13 protein-coding genes are annotated in these 17,739 nt (G+C 55.1%); all 13 read right to left on the bottom strand.

All coding sequences use genetic code 11. The annotated features are described in order from the left end of the window. Positions 1–35 precede the first annotated feature (35 nt). The 13 genes from DNH61_RS23785 to DNH61_RS23725 all read right to left on the bottom strand — a co-directional run bounded on the left by DNH61_RS23785 (position 36) and on the right by DNH61_RS23725 (position 17,648). Positions 36–2,795 (bottom strand): transglycosylase domain-containing protein, encoded by a 2,760-nt coding sequence (locus DNH61_RS23785; protein WP_245948304.1) that lies wholly within the window; start codon positions 2,793–2,795, stop codon positions 36–38. Between the two features lie 191 nt (positions 2,796–2,986). Continuing rightward, a complete protein-coding gene (gene hfq / locus DNH61_RS23780; RefSeq protein WP_111149308.1) occupies positions 2,987–3,226 on the bottom strand; it encodes an RNA chaperone Hfq in 240 nt (79 codons plus the stop codon). 36 nt (positions 3,227–3,262) lie between these two features. Next, positions 3,263–4,222, bottom strand: coding sequence for a tRNA (adenosine(37)-N6)-dimethylallyltransferase MiaA (gene miaA, locus DNH61_RS23775; protein WP_111149428.1), 960 nt, complete (start codon positions 4,220–4,222; stop codon positions 3,263–3,265). A gap of 11 nt (positions 4,223–4,233) precedes the next feature. Further along, entirely contained in the window at positions 4,234–5,007 is a 774-nt protein-coding gene (locus DNH61_RS23770) for a class I SAM-dependent methyltransferase (RefSeq protein ID WP_111149307.1), read from the bottom strand. Then, positions 5,004–7,091 carry a DNA mismatch repair endonuclease MutL gene (gene mutL, locus DNH61_RS23765; RefSeq protein WP_111149306.1) on the bottom strand — a complete coding sequence of 696 codons (2,088 nt, stop codon included), beginning with the start codon at positions 7,089–7,091 and terminating at the stop codon, positions 5,004–5,006. The genes DNH61_RS23770 and mutL overlap by 4 nt, the downstream gene beginning before the upstream one ends. A 24-nt stretch (positions 7,092–7,115) precedes the next feature. Continuing rightward, entirely contained in the window at positions 7,116–9,902 is a 2,787-nt protein-coding gene (gene mutS / locus DNH61_RS23760) for a DNA mismatch repair protein MutS (protein WP_111149305.1), read from the bottom strand. Positions 9,903–9,998: 96 nt separating this feature from the next. After that, positions 9,999–11,357, bottom strand: coding sequence for a putative amidoligase domain-containing protein (locus tag DNH61_RS23755; protein WP_181438843.1), 1,359 nt, complete (start codon positions 11,355–11,357; stop codon positions 9,999–10,001). Between the two features lie 135 nt (positions 11,358–11,492). Next, positions 11,493–12,056 carry an outer spore coat protein CotE gene (locus DNH61_RS23750; RefSeq protein WP_111149303.1) on the bottom strand — a complete coding sequence of 188 codons (564 nt, stop codon included), beginning with the start codon at positions 12,054–12,056 and terminating at the stop codon, positions 11,493–11,495. A 242-nt stretch (positions 12,057–12,298) separates the two neighbouring features. Further along, a complete protein-coding gene (locus tag DNH61_RS23745; RefSeq protein ID WP_111149302.1) occupies positions 12,299–13,270 on the bottom strand; it encodes an aromatic acid exporter family protein in 972 nt (323 codons plus the stop codon). 34 nt (positions 13,271–13,304) lie between these two features. Further along, complete coding sequence (locus tag DNH61_RS23740) at positions 13,305–14,132, bottom strand: ABC transporter permease (protein WP_111149301.1); 828 nt, start codon at positions 14,130–14,132, stop codon at positions 13,305–13,307. Beyond that, on the bottom strand, positions 14,122–14,922 hold the full coding sequence (locus DNH61_RS23735; protein ID WP_111149300.1) for an ABC transporter ATP-binding protein: 801 nt from the start codon (positions 14,920–14,922) through the stop codon (positions 14,122–14,124). Before DNH61_RS23735 ends, DNH61_RS23740 begins: the two co-directional genes overlap by 11 nt. 40 nt (positions 14,923–14,962) lie before the next feature. Beyond that, entirely contained in the window at positions 14,963–15,970 is a 1,008-nt protein-coding gene (locus DNH61_RS23730; protein WP_111149299.1) for an ABC transporter substrate-binding protein, read from the bottom strand. A gap of 160 nt (positions 15,971–16,130) precedes the next feature. Continuing rightward, positions 16,131–17,648, bottom strand: coding sequence for a carboxypeptidase M32 (locus DNH61_RS23725; protein ID WP_425452307.1), 1,518 nt, complete (start codon positions 17,646–17,648; stop codon positions 16,131–16,133). Positions 17,649–17,739 lie beyond the last annotated feature (91 nt).

The raw sequence follows: 17,739 nt of genomic DNA, 5'->3' as shown, positions 1-17,739 counted from the left end.
AGGAAGCTCCCCATCCCTTCAGTACTGCAGCTTGGTCAAGGCTGCGGCGTGTTTGCCGTACCTGCAGCTGACTCTGTGTCTTGTTGATTAACATCTACTTTAGGCGCAATCTGGCTGCTGCGGCCGGTAGGCTGGCTACCGCGCGCCGGCGTCGCAGCCGTGCCATCCGCAGAGCCATCCGGCTCTGCAGTGTTTGTGCCCCCTGGCTGTTCGGCCGTTCCCCCGGTGCTGCCTTCTACCGATCCACTAGAAGCGCCTCCCGTGTTCCCGCCCGTGCCACTACCCCCGGTGCTGCCGGCAGCGTTACTGCCCCCGTTTACGCTTCCTGATCCTCCAGCAGAATTAGGGCTGCCGCTGGCATTGCCTCCAGCATTCCCGCCCGCTGCGGGATCATTACTATTCGTATTCGAAGGCTCGGTTACATCTGGCTCGGTCACATTACCCGGGAGGTTACCGAGGTTATCCGGCAAGTCATCTGCCGGCTCGTTCTCCAAGTTCTCAGGATCCTCCAAATCCGACGGCGACTCCATTGTAGGCTCTGGAACCGTAATAGAAACTTTGGTGGAAGGTTCTCCCTCCAGGCCCAGGTCAGAGTTGTAGGACACCACATAATATTCATAAGTGCTGTTGGCCATTACCCCTTGATCCAGAACCGACGTGTCAGAGGTCTGGGTTATCAGTGTATATTGGCCCTCTGAGGACTCTTTCCGGTAAACGTTGTACAGCAGATTCTTATCGCTCTGGCGAGCCCAGGAAATCTGAACCCCCATCTGATCCTCGCTCCACTTCACCGAGAAACCGCCAACCTTAGGCGGCTGCTCCACTTCTTTCACATTTCCCGGCTTGTCAAAGCTGGTTACCGGCATTCCCTTCATCGCCTGCCCCATAACCTTGGCGAACATCGCGGCTGACATGGCACTGCTCTGCTTGAGCACATGCTGGGCATCTGTTCGCACATATCCCATCCAGACGGCAGCCGACCACTCTGGGGTATAGCCGACAAACCAGGCATCCCGGTTGCCGCTTGAGACCAGACCTGGAACGCCATGCTGTGTTGTTCCCGTCTTGCCTGCCACTGGTCGGTCGATCCGTGCGCGGGTGCCTGTTCCGCCCTTCTCCAGCACGCTTTGAAGCATATCAGTCATGTAATAAGCCGTCTCAGGCTCAATAAGCTGCTTGGCCCTCGGCGCTTTGTACTCATATTCCGTCCCGCCGCCGCGGGTTTCAATCTTGATAATGGCATGCGGGTCTACCGATTTGCCGCCGTTAGCAAACACACTGTAGGCTGTCGCCATCTGCATCGGTGTCACACCGTTATACAGACCGCCAAGCGCTACCGCAAGGTTACGGTCCTCCGGCGCCAGTTCAAATCCAAGCGTCTTGGCAAAATCAAGCCCCCGCTGAATCCCGATCTCGTTCAGCAGCCAAACTGCAGACGCGTTACGCGATTCTTTAACCGACTGCTCCATGCTGACTGGTCCGATATACTTAACACGATTGGAGTCAGTCGGGCAATAATTGCCGTAGCACTTCTTATCATCCCGCAGAGTGGACCACGGGAACCACTCGCCCGTCTCAAGGGCTGGACCGTACACGGTTATCGGCTTGAAGGCCGAGCCCGGCTGCCTGGTATCGAGAACCCGGTTGGTGCCCTTTACCTGATAGTCCCGCCCGCCGCCAATCGCCTGCACGGCACCGCTGCGGTGATCAATAATAATCATAGCGCCTTGAACGATCTGGTCGTCCACACTCTCTTCGAAGTTGCTTGGATCGGCAAACTCCTTCTCAACGATCTGCTGAGCCTTCGTGTTCAGCGTCGTACGGATGCTGTAACCGCCCAGCCGCAGCTGCTCTTCCGTCAATCCGGATACCCGCTCAGCCTCGTTGATGACGTAATCGATAAAAGCAGGATAGGGCTGAGTTACTTTCTCCTCATTGGCAACAGGCGGTTCATATTTAGCAGCCTCTGCCTTGGCTTCATCTGCTTCAGCCTGCGTGATCAAGCCCTGCTGCACCATCAGGGACAGCACAACTGCCATCCTCTCTTGGGATTTCTCAGGATTGTTGATCGGGTTGTAACGGCTAGGCGCCTTCGGCATACCCGCCAGTGTGGCAATTTCCCAGATATCCAGGTCTTCAAGTTTTTCCTTGCCAAAATACAGCTCGGAAGCAGCCTGAATGCCGTAGGCAGTCTTGCCGAAGTAGATCCGGTTAAGGTACATCTCCAGAATCTGGTCCTTTGATTTCTTATTCTCCAGTGCAACGGCGATAGAGGCTTCCGACGCTTTGCGGAAGAATGTCTTCTCATGACTGAGGAACATATTCTTCGCAAGCTGCTGCGTTATTGTACTGCCGCCCTCGACTGCGCTGCGTGCGATAACATCCTTCACAAGCGCGCGCCCAATTGCGAAGAAGTCAACCCCATTATGCTCGTAGAAACGCTTATCCTCGGTAGCGACAAAGGCGTCTCTCAGCAGCTTGGGGATCTTGGAAAATTCAACATACTCCCGGTTCTCCCGGTACAGCTTGGTAATCTCGTTGCCATCGGCATCATAGATTGTGGATGCTTCAGCGAACACGAATTCATCCTGGTTCGCCGCCAGAATCCGTTCCCCGTTAAGAGCAATCAGCAGGTAGCCTATAATCGCACATACGATTGCAACCGCCCCGGTAAAGAACATCCATATCATCATTCTCTTAACTGAAAATTTCTTCTTTGGCTTCTTCTTCTTCGGCGCAGCCTTCCTGCTGCCGCGTTCGCTGCTGCCTGTCCTTGCGGATCTAGGTTCTGTCACAGCAGACTCCCCTCCCATGCCGGGTGATTATTGCAGCACCCGTACTATATATAGTGCCCGAACGAAAAGAACAACCCAATCGCCGCAGCCACACCCTGGCGGGTACAGCTGCGATCAATTAACGGGTTGCTCCTGCATCCGTTATTCATCTTAACGAAACTTCATGTCAAAAGGTTTCAAAATAACCCGGCTCAGCCTTCTCCGCTGTTATCCTGCATCAGCGACACATTGCGCTGCGGGGTGAACGTCGAGATGGCATGCTTGTATACCATTTGCTGACGGCCTTCACTGTCAATAACGATCGTGAAATTGTCAAATGCTTTGATTACGCCGCGAATTTGAAACCCGTTGGTCAGATATACCGTAACCGGCACACTGTCCTTGCGCAGCTGATTTAGGAACGTATCTTGAATATTGATCGGTTTGTTCATTTGGCCGTACCCCCGTCAAAAAGATTGATTACTAGTTTATTCAAGGTGATGCTTGAACTTTCCTTCTAGTATACCATGTATTTCCTGAAGGTTCCCGTGAAAATTTTGCTCGTCGCCAACATCGACCCAGTGTATGCCCTTCATATGGCGAAACCAGGACAGCTGCCGCTTGGCGAAATGCCGGGTATCGCGCTTTAGCGTATATACCGCCTCATCAAGTGAAGTTTCACCTTTCAGATAGGGAACGATTTCCTTATATCCCAGTCCTTGAAGAGCGATCGCACTTTCCGGGACCCCGGCTTCGAGCAGACCCTTGACTTCCTCGACCAGCCCTTCTTCCATCATTTGGTCGATTCGCAGCTCCACCCTATCGTACAGCTTTTCCCGCGGCATCGTCAAACCTATGATACAGAGTTCGTAGGGGCTCTCCTTTTTTTGACCGGCGAGCTGCTCCGACATGGTGGTTCCCGTTGTATGAAACACCTCAAGGGCGCGGATTACCCTGCGGATGTCGTTCGGGTGGATGCGCTGGGCTGTTACGGGATCAATGTCTTGCAGCCTGCTGTGCAGCGCCTCAGCGCCGTTCTCTTCCGCATACAGCTGCATCTCTTCTCGGAATGCTTCATCAGACCCGCTCTCCGAGAATACATAGTTGTAGCAGACCGCTTCAACATACAGGCCCGTTCCGCCAACGATGAATGGTAGTCTGCCGCGTCCCGAGATCTCTTCGATCAGCCTCCTGCTCCGCTCCTGGAATTCGGCCACCGAGAAAGGATGCTCCGGTTCGCAGATATCGATCATATGGTGCGGGATGCCCTCCTGTTCTTCCAAGGGGAGCTTTGCCGTTCCGATATCCATGCCCTTGTAAACCTGCATGGAATCTCCGGATATGATCTCGGCGTTCCACGCTTTGGCAATTTCCAGACTATAGCGGGTCTTCCCGACCGCTGTCGGTCCAATCAATACGAGCAGGCGGTTCTTACTCTGATTATCCAAGCTGCTGGTTGTCAAATTCGTATCACTCCATAGGCGGTTTTCGCGGTGCCGTATCGCTGCCGTTCGAACCCGAGCCGTTCAAACTCTCCGCTCTTCGCCATTTCCTTCAAGACGACGGACTTGCGCGCAGCCCTGACTGCCTCAGCCACCGCCTGTTCGGTCAGTGCCTGATGGTTGGCAAGCCCGCGCAGTGGTCTTAATGAGGCAGAGGCAGCGATCGGATCGCGGAACATGGGGTCAAAATAAATAATATCCACGCTGTTATCCGGCAATCCGGACAAGTACCGAAGATGCTCCTCCCGGACCACCTCAATCCGGCGCAGCGCATCATCTACATCCTTCAATCCCGTTATGTAATGCTGCAAACCTTCACGGATGATGGTATACAGCAGCTGCTCGCTCTCCAGCGCGGTTACATGGCCTGCTGGTCCGACGCCATAAGCGAATACGATGGAATCAGAGGCAAGGCCGGCCGTGCAATCCACCACGCTGTCGCCTGGCGTGCAGCCGGAAACAGCGAGCAGCGGATCGATCTCACCCTTGCGAAGCCGCTTGACGCGGACAAAGGCCATGCTTGGATGAAAATGAAGCGGCGTGCCCTCGTCCTCATAATAACGCAGCTCATCCGCTGTGACGACAAGGAGCTGATCATCATGATAACGCTGGCGCAGCTTGACGAGGGTCGAATCCTTGCGGGGAACGTACCGGCCGCTCAGCTCATCCGCCAGCATTCGCGCCCTCTCCTCTATCTGCTGCACCGGCTTCTCAGATGTCGTCACAATCATGACATCACCCGCTTGAACATCTTCTCAAGCTGATAGGTGGAAATATGAACAACGATCGGCCTGCCATGCGGGCATGTATACGGCTGCTCACAGGCAGCCAGCCTTGCAAGCAGCACCTCTGCCTCCTCACGGCTCATCCGGTGGTTCGCTTTGATCGATGCTTTGCACGAGCAGAGAATAGCGGCCTTCTCCCGAAGCTTATAGAGATCGACTGCCTTCTTCTCAGACAGAACCCAGTCAGCCATCTCTTCGAGAATCGGCTGCTCCTCTCCTTCAGGAAGCCACTGCGGGTAAGCGCGCACCAGGAAGGCGTTCTGCCCGAATGGCTCAAGCTCCACACCGGCTTCGCGGAAGGCATCCAGCCGTTCCCGGATCAGCACGGCTTCTCCCGCCGTAAATTCCAGCGTCAGAGGAACAAGCAGCGACTGGCTCAGCGACTCGGGTTCACCAAACTTGCGGAAGTAGTATTCATAATTGATTCTCTCATGGGCCGCATGCTGGTCAATCAGGTACAAGCCATCCTCATTCTGAGCTACAAAATAGGTGCCGTGCAGCTGACCGATCCATGACAGTTCGGGAAAACCGCTACCCTCCGGCTTGTCTGCTGCCTTCGTCCCGTTCCCTGCAGCATTCTGACCGTTATCCACCGGCTCAGAAGGATACGCTGGCGCCGTGCCGCTGCCCGGCTGCATGCCGTTTTCTAATCCAGAGCTCCGGGGATACCCGTCACCAGCCCGGATAACCGGTGATGCGGTTTCCCAAGCAGCTGCGGCTTCCTGAACAGCCTGAGACTGCCCGGAAGTTGAAGAAGGCTTGTACAGCCGTTCTGCCGCATCAGGCGGAATAGGCTGCTCCTGCTGCTGGTCGCGATAGCCTGCCGCTGGCTGCCAGGCACGGCCTCTATCCACAGTACTGCTGCTGTATTCTCTGCCGCCTTGCATACCGGAATTCCGCTGCTCCGCCTGACTGGAACCTCTCTTCGACTGCTCTGAAGCTGAAGGCGCCGGGAAGCCCGGCTCAGGTTTATGGAACGAAATCCGCTCCTGCACATAGACCGGCTTGGAACGTTCGGCTTCTGTTTGTCCAGGGATATGCACCATAGCGCCGAGCTTTTCCTTCAGCACCTGCTCAATGAATGTCCGAAGCTCCGGTTCTTTACTGAAGCGCACCTCCATCTTGGAGGGATGCACATTGACGTCAACAAGCCCCGGATGCATGCCGATCTCCAGCACTGCTACCGGGAACCGGTTGATAGGCAGCAGCGTGTGGTAGGCCTGCATGATTGCCTGGTTCAAGACGAAGCTGCGAATATATCGGCCATTTACAATAACGGTAATGCTGTTGCGGTTCGATCTGGTCAATTCCGGCTTGGATATATAACCCATCAGCTCGTAATCCGGATGGTCACCAGACACCGCCAGCATGCTCTTCGCAACACCTGTACCGTAGACGGCCGCTATGACCTGAAGCCGGTCGCCTGTTCCCTGAGTACGAAGCAGTGTGTTGCCGTTATGAGACAGGGTGAACGCAATCCCAGGATGCGCAAGCGCCAGCCGGTTGATGTAGTCGGATATATGGCCAAGCTCAGTCTGAATGGACTTCATGTACTTTAACCTGGCGGGTGTGTTGTAAAACAAATCCTTAACCGTCATGACAGTGCCCTGCGGTGTATTAACATCCTCCAGAGCCTTAACGGTCCCGCCCTCCATTACGAGCCGGCGGCCGAGCCCTGATTCTTCCGGAGAGGTTACACATTCCACACGGGCAACAGCCGCTATACTGGGGAGGGCCTCACCACGGAAGCCAAGGCTTGCGATCCGGAATAAATCCTTGCTGGAGAGCAGCTTGCTCGTGGCATGACGCTGAAATGCGGTCTCAATATCCTCCGGGTCGATACCCGAGCCGTTGTCCTTGACCCGGATGAGCGTAAGCCCGCCTTCCTCTACCTCTACATCAATGGTGGTGCTCCCGGCGTCAACCGCGTTCTCCACCAGCTCCTTAACCACCGAGGACGGCCGCTCCACGACCTCCCCAGCAGCGATCTGGTTGGCCAGCTGCTCATCCAGTACATTGATTTTACCCATAAGCCTGCAAGCCTCCTTCCCTTCTTAATCCGTCCACTTCATCTTCATATCTTGAATCCACTGCATAGCCTGCAGAGGCGTCATATTCATCAGATCCACTTTCTTAAGCTGCTCCATCAGCTGTTCCGCCTTCACTGTTTTCTTGGACTTGGCGGTGCTGGCACCTGCCGCGTCGGCGAAGAGAGCCAGCTGCATAACCCCAGCCGCCTCACCGGCTGCTTCCGGCGTGTATGCTTCATCCCGTTCCGCCGTCCCGCGTTCCTTAACAGCCACGGCTTCGGCGGCTGCCGCACTTTCCACCGCATAATCAGAAGCCGCAGCATAAACGGAGGCCGGTTCCGGCTGATTTGCCGGGCGCTGTTGAGATGGCTGCGGGTCAACTTCAGCTGCCAGCTGTGTATCTGCCGGTTTGGCACGTGACGCCGCCGGCTGTTCACCTGCATGAAGCAGCTCATAGGCTCGTCCAATCACGGAGCTTGGCAGACCGGCCAGCTGGGCACAGTAGATCCCATAGCTGGTGCTGGCAGCTCCCGATACCAGCTTGCGCAGGAAGGTTACATTGTCGCCGCTCTCCTGAACGGCCATACAGCCGTTAGACAAGCCCGGCAGAGATTCCTCCAGATGCGCTAGCTCATGGAAATGCGTGGAAACCAGTGCCTTGCAGCCAATCGAATGGTGCACGAATTCGATAACAGCCTGGGCGATGGCCATGCCTTCACCAGTCGATGTGCCTCTGCCAAGCTCGTCGATGATTACCAGGCTGCTGCGAGTTGCCTTCTCGGTCATCACTTGAATATCCTTCATTTCGACCATGAAGGTACTCTGGCCGCCAATCAGATCATCCGCCGCTCCGATGCGGGTAAATATCCGGTCAGTAAGCGGCACTTCCGCCTTGCGTGCCGGGACGAAACAGCCGATCTGAGCCATCATGCAGATCAAGGCTACCTGACGCATATAGGTGCTCTTGCCCGCCATGTTTGGCCCGGTAATAAGCAGCATTGGTCCATCTGCGGTCAGGCGGGTACCGTTCGCGATGAACGGCGAGCCCTCCATGACGGCTTCTACCACGGGATGTCTGCCTTCCTCAATAATCAGATCATAGCCTTCCGATATGACCGGACGAACGAAGCGCTGTTCGGCGCTGACCGCAGCCAGCGACTGATAGACGTCAACAGCTGCGATCACGGCCGCGAGACGCTGCAGCCGGTCCAGTCCTTCAGCAATATGATTCCGCAGCTCGATGAAGCGCTCATATTCCAGGTCGACCATCTTCTCCTCGGCCTCCAGAATCAGCTTCTCCTTCTCTTTGAGCTCCGGCGTGACATACCGCTCGGCATTAGCCAGTGTCTGCTTGCGCTCATACCGGCCCTCCGGCAGCATGGCGATATTGGCCTTGGAAACCTCTAAATAATAGCCAAACACCTTGTTGTAGCCGATCTTAAGTGTCTTGATTCCAGTAGCTTCACGCTCCCGGCGCTCCAGGTCAGCAAGCCACTTCTTTCCGTTCGTGCTCGCTTCGCGAAGCTGGTCCAGATACTCATCATAGCCCGGACGAATTAATCCGCCCTCCCGGATCGACAGCGGCGGATCTTCAACAAGCACCGTCTCAATGATATCTGCCAGGTCGCTGCAGTCATCCAGACCTTCTACAATTCCGCGAAGTGTAGAGGAATTTGAAGCTGTACACTGCTCTGTAATCGCTGGAACCTGCCGCAATGAGTGCTTCAGCGCATTCAGATCACGCCCGCCGGCACTGCCGTATGCGACCCGCCCGACAAGCCGCTCCAGATCATAGATGTCCTTGAGACTCGAACGCAGCTCTTCCCGCAGGATGAGATCCCGATAGAGGTTGTCCACAGCATCAAGCCGCTGCTCGATAACAGTCCGGTTCAGCAGCGGTTTGTCAATCCAGCGCTTCAGCAGCCTTGAACCCATTGACGTACAGGTCCGGTCCAGCAGCCACAGCAGCGAGCCCTTCTTGCTGCGTTCCTGCACGGTTTCTGTCAGCTCCAGATTGCGCCTGGTGAACTGGTCCAGTATCATGTACTGATTCGTCTCGTAAGCCGTGAACCGGGTCACGTGGCTGAGCGACCTCTTCTGCGTATCCTCCAGATACCCGGTGAGCAGGCTTACTGCCCGCCGCCTGACTGCGGTCAGCTGCCCAAGCGAATCGGCACCGAAGCGCTGCTCAAGCCGCTGCCCATCCATGGGCATGCGCGGCGTGAAGACAACCGGGCGGCCGAAGCCGCCAGCCAGTGTCTTCAGCTGCTCAAGCAGCTCTTCATCACCGACAATCTCCGCCGGGAGATACACATTCACTTCATCGGCCGCGAGCTCCGGCGAATCAGGAAACGATGTCACGTACATTTCGCCTGTTGACAGGTCACAGACCGCGATGCCGCATTCGCCGTCCAGCCGTGCCGCTCCAGCAATGAAGTTATTGCCTTTTCCTTCAAGCGACTTGCTCTCCATCACCGTACCAGGAGTTACAACCCGGACAATCTCCCTCCGGACAACACCCTTGGAGGCGGAAGGGTCCTCAACCTGCTCACAGATCGCAACTTTATAGCCCTTCTCGATTAGCCTGCTGATATAATTGTCCGCCGAATGATAAGGCACCCCGCACATCGGAATGCGTTCGGCGCCTCCGCCTTCCCGGCCCGTTAAAGTTATCTCCAGCTCTCTAGCTGCGAGAACCGCATCATCAAAGAACATTTCATAGAAATCACCAAGCCGGAAGAACAGGAACGCGTCCTTCGCTTCTTCCTTAATAGCAAGATATTGTTGAATCATGGGGGTATACGTTGTCATGCCGCCCCTCCTGTAGGTTCACTGTTGGCCTTCTCCAGGCCTGTAACATATCAACCGCTATTATAGCAGAAAAACAGGAACCCGTGAAAACGGCAATCAGCTGGAAACCGGTATCTTCCACTTCAGGCGGATATCTTCTCCTTCATTCCATGTCGCTTTCCTGCTGACAGCCTTAGCAAGCGGTTCAATCCATCCGCGCAGCTCCGGGTAAGAGCGGGCAGAACGAATAACCTGGAATACTTCATTTGCCGCTTCTAACAAAACCTCACGGTTTCCGCTGTAGTAAGCCTCCCGTACAATCGGGTCCTCTGCAGGGAGCAGGGGGAGGTCCCGGTAATCCCGTGCGGCCAGAAGAGCAAGAGCAAACACCGCACCAGCTGCCGCCGGTGATACAAGCCAGCTTGGCGGCGTACGGTATTCGAAGCCTCCGTGCGGCTGGTTCCGGTAATCACCGAGAACACCATAGCGGGGTCTGCGCCCCTTCCCCGCCTCCCCTTCCACTGCTGCCAGCGGAATAGCCAGGCAGCTGTCCAAGGTGCGCAGGAGACGGGCATTCAGCCATACCCCGCTAAGATGAATATGCCCGCCGAGCGGCACGCCGGCCACCGGCATACCGCCTGCTGCCCAGCGCAGTTTGACGCCTGCCGTCTGCCGGGAAACCTTCAGCAGAAGCTGCCGGATATTCTGTACCAGCCGGCCCGGAGACGCAGCAGGCTCCGGGCGCAGCTCCGCAACCGGGTACCTCAGCTTCCCTCCCACACGCAGAGAATCCGGCCCTGCCGTGTCACCCTGCCGGAGATAGCGGTCCGCTGGCGCAATCCGTCCGTCAGGCAGCAGCAGAACAAATTCAGGGTCTGCGCCAATTAACATTCCGCTCTCTTCACCCTCTGCCGCCTGCTCAGCCACAGCCGCGGCTCGTGCCCTCTGTCTGAAGCCGCGAGCCGCCGCCTCCCACAGCTGCGGGCTGCTGCCATGCGGGCGCAGAGCGAGCCCGGTAATGTTGAGTCTTCCGCTGCTGGTACACGAAATCTGAACCTCGCCGTAATCCAGACCGAGGGCATAGATGGCCTTGACAGCCGTTGCGGCCGCCCGCCGGTAGATGGGATGGCGGGGTCCCCAATCGCTAGGTGCGAAGTTCCTGACTTGATCAATCCGCCGAACCTCAAGCGCCTCCAAATGATAGACAGGCACACTGTAATAACGCAGGTCCGGCTGTCTTGGCTGATGGAACTGCTCTGTCCACACGCCTGCCTGATCAGCCGGTCCGCTTAAGCCCGTGCGGATTCCTGCTTCGGTCAGCCTTCTGGCCAACTCTTCTCCTGACAGCGCCCTGAGCTCACACTGTACCCTGTTCAGCTCCCACAGCCGGCTGCCAGTGTACCGGTCCGGCGCTGCCATCCTTTCATCTGCTGCATATCCTCCGTTAATATCAGTGTGCCTTAATGGTCCGGCCACAGCGCCAACCCCTTTAATAGATGGTCTAAATTCTATGATTTGGCCCATTTCCACGGATACAACAAAAAAGAGGGCTTACGCCCTCAAATATTTGCTGCCACAAGCATAAGTTATACCATAAGTTCAAAGGGGCGTTTACAGGTCCTCATCAAGCAGGTCTGGATCCAGATCCTCATAGTCGCCGTCATCCAGGCCAAACTCATAATCCTTGCCGTCTTCATCATCACAGCCGCCCGGACAAACGGCTACGCAGACCTTCGTTTCGGCAATCATCTCGACTGCAAATTCGCGCTCAACCCGCACGACAACACTGCTCCCGCTCGAAGTGATGTTCGCTTCGACACAATTAGGCTCCTGTGTCGCTTCGGAATACACTTCTTCCGTTGAAGCCCTATGCTTAGGGTCCAGATACGAGAGCGGGACATTTTCTACATAGGATACGGTTTCCTTCGCTACATCGGTTTCCGAGTTCTGGTTATACGAATACCAGATGTTGATATCGTAAGTACCAATTACTTCAATGCCGTCACCGGACCGAACCGCTTCATACTGATGATTAATTATCCACGCGCCTAGGATGCTGGTAGGGTTATGAGGCGGTGTTACAGTATGGGTTACGGTGGAGAACTTACGACCTTTACCGCAGACAGCTTTCGTTATAATCTCTCTGCACTTCAGCTGTTTATCTGCAATTGTCATGTATTTAACCTCCTCCATACAATCATTCACTTAAAGTGTATGCAGGACATAGGCATTTGTTGATTAAACTGATTCGAACAAATATATATTGTTTGTTAGACTGTTGATTTTCCAGGTTTTACGGGAGCTTGACAAGCATAAGAGAGGTCTCCCGGGTATCTGTCCGAAGTGAAACCCGGCCGGTCCTTTAATGGCCGCAAACTTCTAATGCAAGCAGGCGGAACGAGATTTCACGTTAGGACTCAGCTTATAGATACCGGATGCTTGGCCGCTTCCTTCTTCTTGAACCGCTTGGCGATAGCCAGATAGCGCTCAAGCTCCCGGCACAGCTGCAGCAGGGCTGCCCTTACTTCAAATTCCTCCCGGGACTGCGGAAGCTCCATACTGCGGAATCTGTCCTCCAGCTCGTACAGCTCCCTCTCAGCGTTGCCGGTATATACATCCGACTTGATATCCTCCGAGAGATGATCGAGCATATCGGCGATCAGGTCGCCCTGTGGCTGTTTTTCATACACGGATGCCAGAATTTCCACCATATGCTGAACCATATCAAACTGCTGGCTCCGCATTTCGAAATAGGTTGTCCAATAAGCCGGGTGATACCAGAAGCGGTTTTCCCTGCTCATCTCAGCATAGCGTCTTCCTTGTTCAATCGCCTGCTCTACCTCCAGCAGCTGCCCGCCGGTCCAGAGATGTGACGGATTGCGCAGGGTGGCGCCAAGCTCCTGGAAAATCTCAGCGAGCAGCTGCTCTGCTCTGCTCTTAATCTGCTGAAGCGGCCGGTCCTCGCGCGGCATATAGATCAAGTTAATGACGGTTGCCCAGCCAAGCCCTGTAAGCAGCAGCCAAACCTCATTCAGCAGAAGCTGAACCGTCACCTCTTCCTTGCCAAAAACATGGAAGACGATGACCGAGCTTGTTACGATTCCATCCTTTAAGTTCAGCTTGGCCAAGACCGGGAAGACGATCAGTACGAACAGGGAAGCCGACCAATACTCGAAGCCGAACATCAGGAAAATGGCCGAACCGAGCAAAAGGCCCAGTACCGACGCCGTGAAACGGGCAAAGACGGTATGCAGGCCTTTCATGCGGGTTACCTCCACCCCAAGTATGGCCAGCAGGCCGGCGGACAGCGGAGGATCAAGATTGAAATATTGTGCGGTATAGATAGCTGCAACAGCAGCCAAAGCTGTCTTTATAACACGGATACCCATCGGATAAAACCTCACCTGGTTGTTTTATCCTATCCTACCGTTCGCGCCTCCCTGACGTCAACTTAGTTTCCAACATCGACACAAGCTGGTACATCGCTGCCGCCACAACGGCTATAACGATCAGACTGGAGAGCACAAGCGTAAAGTTAAAGACCTGGAAGCCATAGATAATCAGATAGCCAAGCCCCATCCGGGCCGCCAGAAACTCTCCGACGATGACCCCTACCCAGGATAACCCTACATTAACCTTGAGCGTAGACACGATAACCGGGAAGGATGCCGGCAGAATCACCTTGGCAAACACCTGACTCCTGGTCCCTCCAAACAAACGAACCACCTTGATGTAATTGGCGTCCGTCTCCCGGAATGCATTATAGATGACAAGGGTTGTAATAATAACCGTCACCGACAGCGTTGTCGCGATAATAGCGGTGTAGCCGGATCCGAAGCTTACAATGAATATCGGTCCCAGCGCCACCTTCGGCATGCTGTTCAGCACGACCAGGTAAGGGTCAAGCACGCGCGACAAGAACGGCGACCACCAGAGCAGAGCCGCGAAGGCCGCCCCTAGCAGGGTGCCAAGGAGGAAGCCGGCCGCTGTCTCGACGACGGTGACGCCGACGTGGGGGAGTAGCGTTCCGTCCAGCAAAGTTGTCCATAGGTGCTGAAACAGCTTGCTTGGATAGCTGAAGAGCAGCACATCCACCCACTTATACCTGCCCGCTAGCTCCCACAAGCCGAAGAAAGCCGCCAGAAGCAGCAGTTGGCATATCCTCACAGACATGGTCCTGCGGCGCTCTCCAGCCAGGTAACTCGTCTCCAAATCCTTAAGCCAGCTGTTAGCGTTCTCCCTATTGTCCATTGGCTGCACCTCCAGCAGGATCCGGTTCTTTCCCGGCGACTTGCGTCCACAGCTGCTCAACCAGTTGTTCAAAATCAGATAACTTGCGCGCAGCTTCAGGACCCGCCTGCCTGATGCTCTCCGGCACGGTAACCACCCGTTCAACCCGCCCTGGATTAGCGGCTAGCACAACGACCTTGTCGCTCATCGCCGCTGCCTCCTGCAGGTCATGCGTTACAAGTACGGCTGTCTTCCCCCGCTTGCGCAGCGTCTGCCACACCAGCTCCTCCAGCTGAAGCTTAATATGCATGTCAAGCGCGGAGAACGGCTCGTCGAGCAGCAGCACATCCGGATCGCCGGCAAGTGTGCGGACAAGCGATACGCGCTGACGCATGCCGCCGGACAGCTCATGCGGATAACGATCCGCCGACCCGTCAAGGCCCAGCTCTGCCAGCAGTTCAAGAACTTTGCTTTCTGCGTCTCTTGTCTGTTCTCCCCTAATCTCGAAGCCAATCATGCTGTTGCTCTTAATGGTCCGCCAAGGAAACAGATAATCCTGCTGCAGCATGTATCCAACCCTGACATTCGGTCCCTGCACGGGCTTGCCGTCCAGAAGCACAAGGCCCCTGGAGGGCGGGAACAGTCCAGCAAGCATATTCAGAATGGTTGTTTTGCCGCAGCCGCTCGGGCCCACAAGGCTGACGAACTCGCCAGGCAGCACATCCAGATTCACGTCTTCCACCGCAAGGGCCGTGCCCTGTCCGCCGAGATAAGCATGTGAAACATTCTCCAGCTTCAGCATGGCGGCCATCTGCCCACTCTCCTTTCACAATCTTATCGATATCGCCGTATCACTGCTCCTTTGCCCGCTCGGCAAACGAATTATCGACGATAGCAGCATGCGGCGTCCGGCTGGCCAGCTCGCCTGCCGATTCCATGACATCGAGCAGATTGTTCCATTCGGCCTCATCGATGACCGGGTCAGCCGCATATGAACGCTGCTCTTTATAGCGCTCTAAGACACGGATTACAATTTCTCGGTCCGCATCCTCGAAGTAAGGCAGCACGGCATCGGCAACAACGTCCGCAGGCTGGCTTTCCACCCACTGCTGCGCTCTGTACAGCGCGCGGGTGAACTTCTCTACGGCATCCTTATTCTTCGCAATGAAGCTTTCCCGCGCCATATATACCGTGTAAGGCAGGCTTCCGCTCTCCACTCCGAACGAGGCGATTACATGTCCTGTACCTTCCTGCTCGAATATGGAGGCCTGCGGCTCAAACAGCTGCACATACTCCCCGGTTCCCGAAGCGAAAGCGGCCGGAATATTCGCAAAGTCGACATTCTGGATCATCTGCAGATCGGCTGCAGGATTGATGCCGTGCTTCTTAAGCACAAACTCTCCCGCCATCTGCGGCATGCCGCCCTTGCGCTGACCGAGGAACACGGAGCCCAACAGATCCTCCCAGTCAAATTCCTCCTGCGGCTCCCGCGCCACCAGGAAGGTACCATCTGTCTGGGTCACCTGGGCAAAATTAATAACCGGATCATCCGTACCCTGCTGATAGACATAGATCGAGGTTTCCGAACCGACAAGCCCGATGTCAATGCTGCCCGACAGCAAAGCTGTCATCGTCTTGTCTCCTCCATATGTCGGCTGCAGGTCGATCTTAAGCCCCTCTTCTTCGAAGAAGCCCTGACTGAGCGCCGCATACTGCGGGGCATAAAATAATGAACGCGTGACTTCGCCGACGCGCAGCTTTATCAACCCGTCTCCCTTGTTGCTGCCGCATCCGGCCGCAAGCAGCATCAGTAACACTGTGAGCAGCAGGGAAGCCGCCCGCCATTCTCTTCGCTTCATCGTTCCAACACCGCCTGTTAAACAGATTGATACATTACTTTATGCAGCTTGGAAACTTGTGGTGCGGGCAGCACAAGAAGCCCCCAAACGGCATACTGTGCGTTCGGAGGCTTGCTATTGCTCTTGAGCTTATGCACCGTAACGAGATGCTTTCATAAGCCTACAGCTTGTAAATCTCCTTGTACTTGGTCTCCAGATAGGAAACTAGATAAGACGGGTCTAGCGGCTTGCCTGTTACCCGCTTTACAATTTCCGACGGGGTCTCAAGACGGCCGTACTTATAAATTTTATCCGAGAGCCACGCTTTAACCGGCAGCAAATCCCCTTTGCCTACCTTATCCCAAAGATCCGGCATCTCGTTCTCCAATGTATTCGTGAACTGAGCGGCATACATGTTGCCGAGGGAATAGGATGGGAAATATCCGAATGCGCCGCCGGACCAGTGAACATCCTGCAGCACGCCGTCCTTGTTGTTAGGCGGGGTGATGCCGAGATATTCCTTGTATTTCAGATTCCAGATCTCCGGCAGGTCAGCCGCCTTGGCGCCTTCGTTGAAGATCATCTTCTCTATCTCATAGCGAATAATAATATGCAGGTTATATGTAAGCTCATCCGCCTCAATCCGGATAAGAGAAGGCTGTACGACATTGATCGCCCGGTAGAAGCTGTCGACATCCGTATCCAGCTGTCCCGGAAAATGCTTCTGCAGATCGGCAAAGTACCGCTCCCAGAAAGGCTTGCTGCGTCCAATCACATTTTCCCAGAAGCGCGACTGTGACTCATGTATCCCCATTGACGTACCCGTGCAGAGCGTGGTGTACAGCAGCTCCTTCATGATATTCTGCTCATACAAGGCATGGCCGCCCTCATGAATGGTGCCGAATAAGGCGCTCGTTACATCATCTTCGAGGTAACGTGTCGTAATCCGCACATCACCGGGATTAAGACCGGTTGCAAACGGGTGCACGCTCTCATCAAGCCGTCCGGCCTCAAAGTCATAACCCATCTCCTGTAAAATGAACAGGCTGAACTGCTTCTGGGCTTCGATGCTGTAGGTTTGGCCCAGGAAGGAGCGGTCCGGCTGGTGAGGTGAATCGGCAATTGCGGCCGCAAGCGGAACAAGCTTGGTTCTTAAACCGCCAAATATACGGTCAAGCTCAGCGGTTGTCATATCCGGCTCGTACATGTCGAGCAGTGTGTCATAGCGGGTTGCCTTCGGTCCCCATAGATCAATGAAACGGTTGTTAAAATCAATAATCTTGTCCAGGTACGGTTCGAAACCCGCGTAATCTCCCTTGTCCTTCGCTTCCTCCCAATAAGACTCCGCTTGCGAAGTCAGTACGACATATTCCTGGTACATAGCCGGCGGAATCTTCTGGTTCCGGTCATATTCCTTCCGGGTCTCCTCTACCAGCTTTTGGTCGATCCGGCTTAGTTCACCCGACGAGGCTGGTCCCTCGAGCTTCTCCAGAAGTTCTCCCATTCTTTCGGAGGTGGACAGCTTAAAGGCTTCAGCAGACAACATGCCTACCGCTTCGGAGCGGGACGCAATCCCTTTGCGCGGCGCCCCTGTCCGCATATCCCAGTGAAGAAGCGCAATCGCTTCCTCGTAGCCTTTGATCTGCTTAATTCGTTCCCGGAACTCCTGTAGGGTGACAGTTAATTGCTCACTCATCATTCTCTACCGCCTTTCTTTGCATATGATCACTACTTGATCATACTTTTTACAAATCGTATAATCAACTTTAACCCTGCTGCAAGATTTCATA

The sequence above is a fragment of the Paenibacillus sambharensis genome, assembly GCF_003233845.1.
Classification (GTDB): Bacteria; Bacillota; Bacilli; order Paenibacillales; family Paenibacillaceae; genus Paenibacillus_I; species Paenibacillus_I sambharensis.
Note: the sequence above shows the minus strand (reverse complement) of the source record. Positions and strands in the feature narration are given on the sequence as shown.